The following is an 11313-nucleotide window of genomic DNA, read 5'->3' as shown; positions in this document are numbered from 1 at the left end:
AAGAGCCGGTTTACCTGCTCTCTGCCCTCACCCGCCGGGGAAAAGCGTCAGAGCTCGCCTTCCAGCCAGCCCTTGATGTGGCTCTTGGGCGCGGCGCCGACCTTCGTGGCCGCAGGCACGCCGCCCTTGAACAGGATCATGGTCGGAATGCCGCGCACGCCGTAGCGGACCGGCGCGTCGGGATGATCGTCGATGTTCAGCTTCGCGATTGTCACGCGGTCGCCCAACTCGTCGGAGATTTCCTCGAGCGCCGGGCCGATCTGCTTGCACGGCCCGCACCATTCCGCCCAGAAATCGACTAGCACCGGACCGTCGGCCTGGAGGACATCGGTCTGGAAGCTCGCGTCGGTGATCTTCTTGGTGGCCATGCGTTCAAACTCCTTGTCTTGGCCCATTACTTAGGGTCGCGCAGCGGAACGCTCAACGGCCCGGATCCGCAAACTTTGTTACGCCTCCACAAAGCCGGGCTTGAACCGCCGCAGCGTATCGGCATCGAGCGCGAGCAGCGTCGGACCCGCGGTATAAAGCAAAGCGGCCTCGACCGGCCGGTCCGGAAAAACCTGCGCCAGCGCCGCCGCATAGGCCGCCATTTGCTTCAGATGCGATTCGGGCGCATCCGCTAAGGTGGCAGGGGCACGGCGATTAGTCTTGAAGTCCACGACCAGGACACGTTCGTTCGACACATGCAGCCGATCGACCTTTCCTGCAATCACCTGCCCCTCAACAACCGCGGCGAGCGGCGCCTCGGCAAGCGCATCAGTCGCGAACACGTCGGCGAAGCGCGGATCCGCAATGATCGCGCAAACAGTTTCGGTCAGCGTGGCTCGGACGTGCGCATCCGCAACCCCGGCCGCTGTCGCGAGCCAGCGGTCAGCCGACTCCATCCGTCGCTGCGCCGGAATAGCCGGCAGGCGCTCGAACAGCGCATGCAGCAGGCGTCCGCGCTCGGCCGCCGCGCGCAGCGCCGGGCCGGGCGGCGGATCGGCCGCCTCGTCGATCCCGATCGATGACGGCGCGAGCGGTCGCGGCGGACGCGCTTCAACGGGCGCTGGCCGGCGCGCCCAATCCGGCAATGATCCAGGCGTCGAGGCAGGCTTGGCGTCGGCGCCCCTGACAGGTGCGGGAGGCTGAGGCGCGCTCCCCGCCCATTCGACGCGTCCATCCTCATCCGGCTCTACGCCCAGAGCGTTCAACCCGCGTCCAACCGCCCCATACCAGCTATGCTCTGGCGGCACGCCTTTCGCACGCGGCCCGAGGGCGCCCCCGACATAAAGCCGCTCCTCGGCCCGCGTCATCGCGACGTAGAGCAGCCGCCAATGCTCCTCGCGGTCCTTGCGCTCCGCCTCGGCAAGATCGTCGGCAAGCGATCCCGCCAGTTCGTCCTTGCGCGGGCGGAACATCGGCAATGGTTCGTCGAGCCACTCGACGCGCCAGTCGAGCCGGTTGCGGCGGTTCGCGTCGGGATCGGTCGTCGCATCGGCTAGGATCACGACGGGTGCCTGCAGTCCCTTGGCGCCGTGCGCGGTCATCACCCGCACCGCGTCGAGCGGCTGCGACGGATCGCGCACCACGTCCACTTCGCCCCGATCGAACCAGTCGAGGAAGCGCTGCAGCGAGGGCGTCGCCTGCCGCTCGAACGCCAGTGCGGCGGACAGCAATTCCTCGACCGGATCGCGCGCTTCCTCGCCCAACCGCCCCAGCAATTTACGCCGCCCGTCGAGCGGGCCGGACAACAGCCCTTCGAAGAAACGATACGGCGTCGTGAAATCGGCAGCGTTGAGGATGTCGGTCAGCATCGGCACCGTAGCGTGACCACGCTGCCGCAGATGCCGCCACAGTCGGCCCTCCCGCGGGATGGCGTTCGCGAGCAGTTCCTCCTGCGTCCAGCCGATCAGCGGCGAGACCAGCAGGCTGGCGAGGTTGAGGTCGTCTTCCGGCTGCAGCGCGAACCGCGCCGCGGCCAAAAGGTCCCGCACGGCGAGCGGCGCGTTCAGCCGCAGCCGGTCGAGCCCGGCAACCGGCACGCCTTCGGCGTACAACCGCGCGACGATCAGCGAAGCGAGATCACCGCGCTTTCTGACCAGCACCATGATGTCCTGCGGCCGGATCGGCCCGTTCCGCAGCATCAGCGGCGCATCGAGCCAACCCTTGATCTGCTTGGCGAGCTTCGTGGCAAAATCGCGTTGCGCGTCGCCGACCCAGCTTTCCTCGCCCTCGTCATCTTCCGCCTGCTCGGCCGAAATCGGCTTCCAAAGCGTAACGAGCCCCGGTCCCGGAACGGCGCTGCGGTGCGGCTCGATCCGGACGCCTGCCCCAAGTGCGCCCTCGGGCAGCTCGGCAATCGTCGCATCCACCGCCTCGAGCACCGGGGGCGTCGAGCGGAAAGAGCGGTCGAGCGACAGGTCTCTCAGGCGCCAATCGGGAACCCGCTCGATCCGCTCGCGGAACCATTCGCGCGCGCCGTTGAACAGATTGGGGTCGGTGCCCTGGAAGCCGAATATCGCCTGCTTGAAATCGCCGACCGAGAAGATCGTTCGAAGTTTCAGTTCCTTGCGGCCGAAACCTGCATAGAATTCTTCGGCCAGCTTGCCGACGATCGCCCATTGATTGACGTTTGTATCCTGCGCCTCGTCGACCAGAATGTGGTCGGTCGCCTGATCGAGCTTGAAGCGAATCCATTCGCCCATGCCCGGCTCGCCGAGCAGGCGCACGGTGGCGCGGATCAGATCGTCGAAATCGACCACGCCGGCCGCGCGCTTCGCCTCGGCATAGGCGCGGGCATATTCGCGGCCCACTTCCAGTGCTGCCGCGAACAGGTCGGCGAGTCGCGCGCGGACGCGGAGCTCAATCAGGTCCTTGCAGCGGCCGTGCAGGCGCGACGCCAGCTCGGCATAGCCGTCGACTTGCGGCGCCTGCCCCGGCTTGGTCGAGCGCGGATCGCCCTTGGCCGTCGCCCAGACGCTGTGCAGTTCCTCCAGCGCATTGGCGCGTTCGCCTGGAGACAGCGCCCGCCATCGCCCAATCGTCTCGGCCCGCCCGATCCCGCCCTTCGTGCCCCAGTCGCGATTGGCCGCGGCGACCTGCTCCAGGCTCGCGAGATCGAACAGTGCGTCGCCGCACTGGTCTGCGATGTGCGCCTCGATGTCTTCCACCGGAATCTCGAGCGCACGACGAACGAAGGGTGCAATGCCGGACGGCAACTGCGCCATCGCATCCGGCGCGCGCGCGCAATCCCGCAGGAACGCCTCCGCGCCGTCCTCCCCCAGCCGGCGGCTGAGCGCCTGAAGATCGGCGATCAGCCCGTGCCGCCCTTCGCGCTCCGCCTGCGTTACCAGATCGGCGAGCACGCGCCGGGCGAGCGCTGCTTCCTCGCGGCCCTCCAGCGGGCGCATGCCGGGCGTCAGCCCTGCCTCCAGCGGAAAGGACGCCAGCAGCGCCTGCGCGAAGCTGTGGATGGTCTGAATCCGCAAGCCGCCGCCGCGCGCGTCGAGCACCCGCGCGAACAGGCCGCGGGCGCGCTCCTGCATATCCGGGCTGAAATCCTCACCGAGCGCCTTCAGCTCGCCGGCAAGCTCCGGTCCAGCGAGGCGCACCCAATGCGCGAGCCGCTCGCTCAGACGGTTCGCCATTTCCGCCGCGCCGGCCTTGGTGAAGGTCAGGCACAGGATCGCGGACGGATCGGCGCCGGGCCGCAGTAGCAGCCGCAGCACCCGCGCGACGAGCACTTGCGTCTTGCCGGTCCCGGCCGAGGCCGACAGCCACACCTGCGCGCGCGGATCGGAGGCCTCGCGCTGCTCAGGCTGGAGCGGGGGAAGCGGCTTCACGCCCCCTGCTCCCGCCCGTACCATTCCTCCAGCCGCATCAGCTGGTCGTAATCGCCATAAGGCGCGTGCTCCGGATGCAGCTTGGCGGTGAGCGGTTCGGAGCCGGTCAGCCAGGTCTCGACCGCGCCCTGCAGATTACTCGCTGCCCGAGCCACAAATTGATCTGTGAAGATGCGGCCGCCCTTCCCCGCCGGATCGACAGGCGAGACGATCTTGCCGAAACCGTCGTCCTTGTTACGGGCTAGAGACCAATATTCGAAAGCTGCTGCTGCGCCCGAGACGCCTTCGAACGCGCCGCGTTCGGTCATTAGCCCGATCAGCCCAAGCTGCTGAGCGTACCCAAGCTCGACTTGCTTGTGGGAAGGCGCACTGCCCGTCTTATAGTCAACGATCGTCAGGCCGCCGCCAGGCAGCCGATCAATGCGGTCGGCAATGCCTTTCAGCGTCACACCGAAAATTTCAAGCTCGCCCTTCTTCTCCACCGCGACGACCTTGTGGCCCTCGGCCTTGCGCGCGGCCATCTCTGCCGCAATCCAGTCGATCGCTTCCATCAAGCGCGGCTGCCAAAGCGCCCGCATAAGCGGGTGCGCAGCGGGATCGGCAAGCATTGCTTCAGCGCGCGGTCGGAGCTTTGCCGGGTCGCAATCGTCCTGCTCAGCCCATTGCTGGAGCACCAGATGGACGGCCGTGCCGCGCCACGCAGCAGTCGCGTCGGCGTCCACCATGTCTATCGGGTAAAGGCCCAGCATCGCCTTTGCGTAGAAGGCAAAGGGGTCCGCCTTCAGCCGGTCGAGATCGGTGACGGAGAGCCGTTTCGGACGCGATTCGACCGGAGGCGCAGGAGCGGGGCGAGAAGCGGGCGTAGGTCGGTCCACACCGTCGAGCGCCTGCGCCCAATGCTTCAGCCGATCCGCGCGCGGCAGACCGCCGGTCAGGGCCTCCAGCCGCAGCCAGAAGCGCGATGCTACCGCCGGCCCCCGCGCGTCGCGGCGGGCGCGGGTGATCAGCACTTGCGGCGCCCCGAGTGCGCCCGCGAAGCTGTGTGCGGCGAGGCCGATCCGCGTCTCCAGCCCCGGCAAGCCGAGCTCGGCGCGGATGCGCGGGGCAAGCCAGGGATCGGGCGACGGCAGCGCCGGCCAGGTGCCTTCGTTCAGGCCGCCGAGAATAGTCAGATCGGCCTGCTGCAGCCGCGCCTCGATCAAGCCCCAGATAAAGATGCGCGGGTGCCCGCCCTGCGGCGGCCGCGCCGCGACACTGTTCATCAGCTCGGTCAGCACCGCGCCGAGCGCATCCGGATCGATCCGCGCAGGACCGTCGCCGCCATGCTCTTCCAGCCCGGCCAACAGTTCGGCGGCGGCGCGCCCGGCGGGCTTGGCCCAAACTTCGTCACCGCCGAGCCGTTCCGCCGCTTCGCGCACCGCCGCGAGCAGTTCCGCAAACGTCCGTACGATGGAGAAGCTTTCTTCTAGCGGCCCCAGCAGCGTTCGCACCCGTTCGGCGCAGACCGTCTCCGGCAAATGCGCGAGGCCCGGCGCGGGGCGCGGGCCACGCAGCTCGCGGTCGAGGCGCCGCACCTGATCCAGCCATTCCGCGCGCCCCTCGCCCGCCTGCACCAGCGGGTGCTTCAACAGCGCGAGCAGCGGCACCGGCGCGAAGCGTTCGGCGGCGGCCTCGACGATCGCCAGAAGCAAGGTACCGGGCGGCGTCACCGACAGCGCCACGCCGGCCGAATCGTCGGCGTCGATGCCCCAGCGCCTCAGGTGCGTCGAGACGCGTTGCGCCAGCCCGCGGTCGGGCGTGACCAGCGCCGCGGTGCGCCCCGGCGTCTCCAGCGCCTCGCGCAGCGCCAGCGCGATCGCCTGCGCTTCCTCGGCCGGCGTCGCGACTTCGAGCAATTCGACGCCGGACCGGTCCCGGTCCTTGCGCGGCAGGTTAGTCCACTCCGTCGTGAAGCGCGCCGGCGCGAGCGCGTTGGAGATCAGCCGGCTGCGCCCCGCGCGCGCGGCATGGCCGCCGCCCCAGCGCCAACGCTCCACCTCGCCGCGGCCGATGCCCATCCGCTCCAGCAGCAGCTTCAGATGATATTGCGGATGCGTCTCGACCGGCCGCTCAGCGAAGCCGGTCTCCGCATCGGGCTTGTGCGGGCCGAGCGCCTGCCACTGCTCCTCGGGCATGGCGATATCGAGCGCATCGAACACGACCCGGCCGTTGGTCATGAAAGCAATCGTGCGCAGCAGGCCGGCCACGGCCGGCGCTGCGGTCGAAATACCTGCCGCCACGACGAAGCCCGGCGGCGGCGTCTCGCGCCAGCGCCGGGAGAGGCGCGCCAGCAGCCGGTTGCGCCGGTCGCTGAGGTCGATCCGTCCCAGCCGCTCCAGATCCTTCGGCCAGCGGTCCAACACCAATTCGAACAGCTTCAGCGAGCGCGCCCAATGCTCAGTCAACTCGCCGACATCGATATCGCGCAGTCGCCGTGGAGCGACGCTCTCGACGTGAAGCTGATCGAGCGTGCGCGCCAGCTCTGACGCCAGCCGCATCGCTTCGCCGCCAGTCGCGCCGCCGCCCTGCTCGATCAGCCGGGCGAGGATGAGCTGGCGCTGCAGCGGATCGACGGCCGGCGCGATCGGCTCGCCGTCGTCGATCGGGTCGAGGAACGCGCCCAGCCGCTCGTCCAGCTCGGGATCGCCGATCGTCACCAGCCGCGGCAGCAGCAGCCCACCATCTGCACGACGGACGAACGCATCTTGCACCGCGCGTACGGCACGATTGTTCGGCAGCAGGATCAGCCCGCGCGCGAGCGTCATCCGGTCGCGCCCCTCGCGCGCCATCAACCCGGCGGCGAGCGCGTCGGCAAAGCTGCGGTGCGGCGGGATGGTGTAAACGGACGGACGGCTCACCCGGCGACACTAGCGGGCGGCGCCCCCAAGTCGAGCACCTTTTGTTCCGCTTTGGCGCTACTCGCTCGCCAGCATCGCCTCGGTGCGCTTGACCGCCGGCGGCGTGCCGACATCGAACCACAGGCCGTTGTGGACCAGCCCGAAGGCGCGGCCCTGCTCGATCGCGCGATCCCACAGGATGTTGAGCGAGAAGGGCTCGGCCTTCGCGCCCTCGAACAACCGCTTGGACAGGATCTGCACGCCGGTGAACACGAACGGCGCCACCCGTCCCGGCTTGCGGCGGCTGAGCCGGCCCGCCCCGTCCATATGGAAGTCGCCCTTGCCGCGATGGCAATTGGCCCGGGCGAGCGGCACGAGCAGCAGCAGCGCATCCATTCGCTCATCATCCCAGCGGGCCGCGAGCGCGCGGATCGAGTCCGCCGGCCCGTCGACCCACAGATTGTCGCTGTTGACGACCAAGAATGGATCGGCGTCGATCAGCGGCAGCGCCTTGACCAGCCCACCGCCTGTCTCCAGCAGTTGCGCGCGCTCGTCCGAGACAACAACGTCAATACCTTGGATACGCCTCCTCAGATGCGCTTCGAGCGCGTCAGCAAGGTAATGGGCGTTGACGACTGCCTTCTTGACCCCCGCTGCCTTCAGCCTGTCGATCGCGTGATCGAGCAGCGCCTTGCCTGCGACTTCGACCAGCGGCTTGGGACGCGTGGCGGTCAGAGGCCGCATGCGTTTGCCGAGCCCTGCCGCAAGCACCATCGCCGTAGCGGGCGCCGGCGCGACCGGCTGCGGCCTAAGCGCGAGCGGTTTCTTATAACGGCTCACGCGATCGTGGCCGAACCGCGCTGGTCGGCGGGAATGTTCGCGTCGAACCAGGCTTTGACGGGCGCCAACGCCGGCTGCGCAAGATCGCGCTCCAGATAGCCCCAGACCCGCGGCAGGTATGACAAATACCGCGGCTTGCCGTCGCGCTTCCACAGCCGCGTAAAGATGCCGACGATCTTCGCGTTGCGCTGCGCGCCAAGCAGCCAATAGGCGTCTGTAAAGCCGGCGTCGGGCTTCGCCTCCTCGATATAGCGGGCGAGCATGTCGGCCTCGATCGCCTCCGGCACGTCACGCCGCGCGTCCTGCAGCAGCGAGACGAGGTCATAGGCCGGATGCCCCGCCAGTGCGTCCTGGAAATCGAGCAGCCCCAGGCTGTCGACGCCATCGCGGCCATCGATCAGCATAATGTTTTCGGCGTGATAGTCGCGCAGCACGGTTACCGAGTGGTCGTGCAGCAAGGGCCCAAGCGCCTCGGTCCAGGCCGCGCGATACCCTTCGGCATCCACGTCCAGCCCAACCGCGGGCGCAAACCATTCGGTGAGCAGGCACGCCTCGCGCAGATATTCCGACTCGCTGTACGGCGGGATGGCGGCGGCGCGATGCTTGTGGAGCTGGACGAGCAGATCGACCGCATCCGAATAGATGCGCAGCTCCGCTTCCGGCGCGGCATCGAGCACTTCGCGCATCCGCGCGTCGCCGAAATCCTCGAGCAGCACTAATCCCTGCTCCAGATCAACGGCCAGCGTGCGAGGCGCCGAAAAGCCGAGCCCGACCAAATGCTCGGCGACGGTCAGGAACGGCCGCGGGTCCTCGTGCGGCGCAGGCGCGTCCATCAGCACCGCGCGCCGATCCGGCGTCACCACGCGGAAATAGCGGCGGAAGGACGCATCGCCGGCAAGCGGCAGAATCTCGAAATTCGTCCAGCCGGCGCGCTTCAGGAAATCGGGGGCCGCGTCGGGCGGGGTCATGCTGGGGGCCATCGCCCCTCCCATGACGGCGGGACTTCGGCTGTCAAGCGCCGCCCGCCTTCCCCCGCCGCTTCGATGCGCAGCCGCAAGGCGTCCTGCCACATCTGCGCGCCGAGCCGCTCCGGCCACTCCACGAGCAGCAGATGATCGAAGCGCAAATCGTCGAGCCCCAGTTCCTCGGCTTCGCCAGCATCCTCGACCCGGTAGAGATCGATATGCGCGACCGGCATCCGCGTTTCCGGCAGCGCGTAAGTCTGCACGATCGCAAAGGTCGGGCTCGGCGCCTCGCCTTCGAGACCCAGCGCCGCCAGCACCCCGCGCGCGAGCGTCGTCTTGCCCGCGCCAAGGTCGCCCGACAGCGTAATCACATCCCCTGCGCCTGCCTGCGCAGCGAGCTTTGCCCCTAGCGCCAGCGTCGCCGCTTCGTCGGCAAGGATCATTTGCGCGGCAATTCGACAGTGACGGCGGTCCCCTGCCCCGGTTCGGACAACAGGCTGAGCGAGCCGCCATGCGCCTCGACGAACTGCCGCGCGAGCGGCAGGCCGAGACCCAGCGACGATCCCCGCCCCCCTTCGGCGGAGCTTCGGCTGAAGCGGTCGAACGCGCGCGCCTGCTCCTTAAGCGTCATGCCCGGCCCGTTGTCGGAAATGACCAGCCGCACATTGTCCGGGTCGCCGTCGCCCAGCAGCAGGATGCGCCCGCGCTTGGGCGTGAACCGCACCGCGTTGTTCAGCAGATTATCGAGCACCTGCCGCAGCCGCCGCGCATCGCCGTGGATGTTCCCCATCGACTTTTCGAGCGTGACTTCCAGCTCGATCGATTTTTCGGCGATCGCGTCGCCAACGCCCTTCGCGGCCTCGCGCGCAATACGCCGGATATCGACCGCGCGCTTCTCGAGCGGCAGCGCCCCCGCCTCGCTCTGCGTCAGGTCGAGCACATGGTCGATCAGCGTGCTCAGCCGCGCGACCGAATCGAGGATGGCGCGCACATATTCGTCGGCGGTCGGCGCGAGCTCGCCGGCATAGCCACCCGCCAGCATCTCCGCGAACCCGCCGATCGAGGTGAGCGGCGTGCGCAGCTCGTAGCTCATATTGGCAACGAACGCGGTCTTGACCCGGTCGGCATCCTCCAGCGCTTCGTTGCGCTCGCGCAGCGCAGCTTCGATCCGCCGGCTGTCGGAAATGTCGAGCATCGTGAACAGCGCGTTGCCGTCGGGCAACGGCACCGCGGCGAACTCGAAATGCCGGCCGCTCTTCAGCGCCACGCGGCCGTTCCGCTGCTTGCGCTCCTGAGTCGCCACCCGGACCAGCTCGCGAATGACCGCGGCGCGGGAGGGATTGGCAAGCTGCCGCCCCGCCGCCTCGGCAAGCTGGTCGACGCGGGGGTGGGCGCTGAGGAATGTCTCCTCGAGATCCCAGACCTCGCGGAATTTCTGATTCCAGAGCTGCAGCCGGCCGTCCGCCGCGAACACGCCCACCGCCTCGAACAAATTGTCGAAGGTCGCAGCCCGAACCCGCAGCAGCGTGTCGCGCGCGGTGGCAAGCGCAACCTGCTCGGTACGGTCCTCGAAGATCAGCAGCAGTCCGCCATCGGGCAGCGGCTGGGCCACGACGCGAAGGTGATCGCCGCCGGGCAGGATCCAGGCTTCTTCCTGCCCCTCATCGGCAGCGGTGAACCAGCTCCGCCGCTCGTCGCGCCATGCACGGAAGTCGCGCGCTTCGGGAAGACGGCCAGTCTCGCGCATGCGTTCCAGCACGCGGTCGAACTCGGGCCCTTCCGACAGCCATTCCGGCTTCATCGCGAACAGCCGCATGAAGGCCTGGTTGTAGAAGCTGAGCGACCGGTCGGCCTCGAATTGCGCGACGCCTGCCGACAGCCGGTCGAGCAGGTCACGCTGGGCCTCGGCGAAGCGCTTGAAGGCGGCGCGCGCCTGCTCCAGCTCCTCGACGTCAATCGCATAACCGGCGACGCCGGCGTCGCCGAGCGGCACGTCGACGAGCATCAGGCTCCGCCGTTCTCCGCCCACGGTCGCAGGCAGCACGCGCGAGCTGGGCTTGCCGGTGGCGCGCGCGGCGGCGGCCGCTGCGATCGGATTGCGGCCCGGCGCTGCTTCCACGAGCTCGACGCCGCGCCCGATCACGTCCGCGGCGTTTTCCGCTTCGACCGCCTGCACATAGGCGCTGTTGACCAGGGTCAGCCTGAGGTCCGGCCCGCGATGCCACATCGGAATCGGCGAGGCCTCGATAAGGCCGGACAGCGCATCGAACGCCTTGGCAAGCCTGTTCGCTTCCTCCGCGAGCCTTGCCATCTCGCTGCGCGTTTCGGTCGAGTCGAAGAAAAACAGGATCGCCGCGCCCGGCCTGGTCACGCCGGGCGGCGCGGGACCGCCCCGAACCGTCAGCGTCCGGTTCGATTGCTGCGGCCGTACGGTGCGTGAGATCGCCTTGCCCGTGCTTTGGGCAAGCCGGATATCCTCCTGCAGCGCATCGAATTCGCCCGGCGCCAAGCCCCTGCCCCCGGCGCTCAGTCCCCCGAGCCGCTCAGGCGCGCTGTCGAGCCCCAGCCAGTCGGCAAGGCGCGCAGAGGCCTCGATCGAATCATCGTGATGCACCAGCACGACGATCGCCGGAGCCCCCGCGATCAGCGCTTCCAGCCGCGCGCGTTGTTGCTCGGCCTCGCCGGCGCTACGCCTGAGCTTCAGCCCCGTCGCGAGCGCCCATGCCGCCGCACCCAGCCACAAGGCAAGGATGGCGCCCAGGACTGCGGCGGCGGTGGCGGAGAGATGAAGCACGCGGTCGTCTTAGC

Annotated in this window: 7 protein-coding genes; all 7 read right to left on the bottom strand. The window is 68.7% G+C overall.

Annotation, left to right across the window (positions count from 1 at the left end; genetic code table 11):
- Positions 1-47: 47 nt before the first annotated feature.
- The gene (gene trxA, locus ACFSCW_RS06015; RefSeq protein ID WP_380887891.1) at positions 48-368 is read right to left on the bottom strand and encodes a thioredoxin; all 321 of its coding nucleotides are present in this window, start codon (positions 366-368) and stop codon (positions 48-50) included.
- Between the two features lie 78 nt (positions 369-446).
- Positions 447-3848: a double-strand break repair helicase AddA gene (gene addA / locus ACFSCW_RS06010; RefSeq protein WP_380887889.1), complete on the bottom strand. Its 3402-nt coding sequence runs from the start codon at positions 3846-3848 to the stop codon at positions 447-449.
- Positions 3821-6721: a PD-(D/E)XK nuclease family protein gene (locus ACFSCW_RS06005; RefSeq protein WP_380887887.1), complete on the bottom strand. Its 2901-nt coding sequence runs from the start codon at positions 6719-6721 to the stop codon at positions 3821-3823. Before ACFSCW_RS06005 ends, addA begins: the two co-directional genes overlap by 28 nt.
- Before the next feature lie 57 nt (positions 6722-6778).
- A complete protein-coding gene (locus ACFSCW_RS06000; protein WP_380887885.1) occupies positions 6779-7540 on the bottom strand; it encodes a nucleotidyltransferase family protein in 762 nt (253 codons plus the stop codon).
- Positions 7537-8520, bottom strand: coding sequence for an aminoglycoside phosphotransferase family protein (locus ACFSCW_RS05995; RefSeq protein WP_380887883.1), 984 nt, complete (start codon positions 8518-8520; stop codon positions 7537-7539). The genes ACFSCW_RS06000 and ACFSCW_RS05995 overlap by 4 nt, the downstream gene beginning before the upstream one ends.
- A complete protein-coding gene (gene tsaE / locus ACFSCW_RS05990; protein ID WP_380887881.1) occupies positions 8505-8948 on the bottom strand; it encodes a tRNA (adenosine(37)-N6)-threonylcarbamoyltransferase complex ATPase subunit type 1 TsaE in 444 nt (147 codons plus the stop codon). The genes ACFSCW_RS05995 and tsaE overlap by 16 nt, the downstream gene beginning before the upstream one ends.
- Complete coding sequence (locus tag ACFSCW_RS05985) at positions 8945-11299, bottom strand: sensor histidine kinase (protein WP_380887879.1); 2355 nt, start codon at positions 11297-11299, stop codon at positions 8945-8947. Before ACFSCW_RS05985 ends, tsaE begins: the two co-directional genes overlap by 4 nt.
- Positions 11300-11313: the final 14 nt, after the last annotated feature.

It is taken from the genome of Sphingomonas tabacisoli (assembly GCF_042678385.1).
Taxonomy (GTDB): domain Bacteria; phylum Pseudomonadota; class Alphaproteobacteria; order Sphingomonadales; family Sphingomonadaceae; genus Sphingomonas_B; species Sphingomonas_B tabacisoli.
Note: the sequence above shows the minus strand (reverse complement) of the source record. Positions and strands in the feature narration are given on the sequence as shown.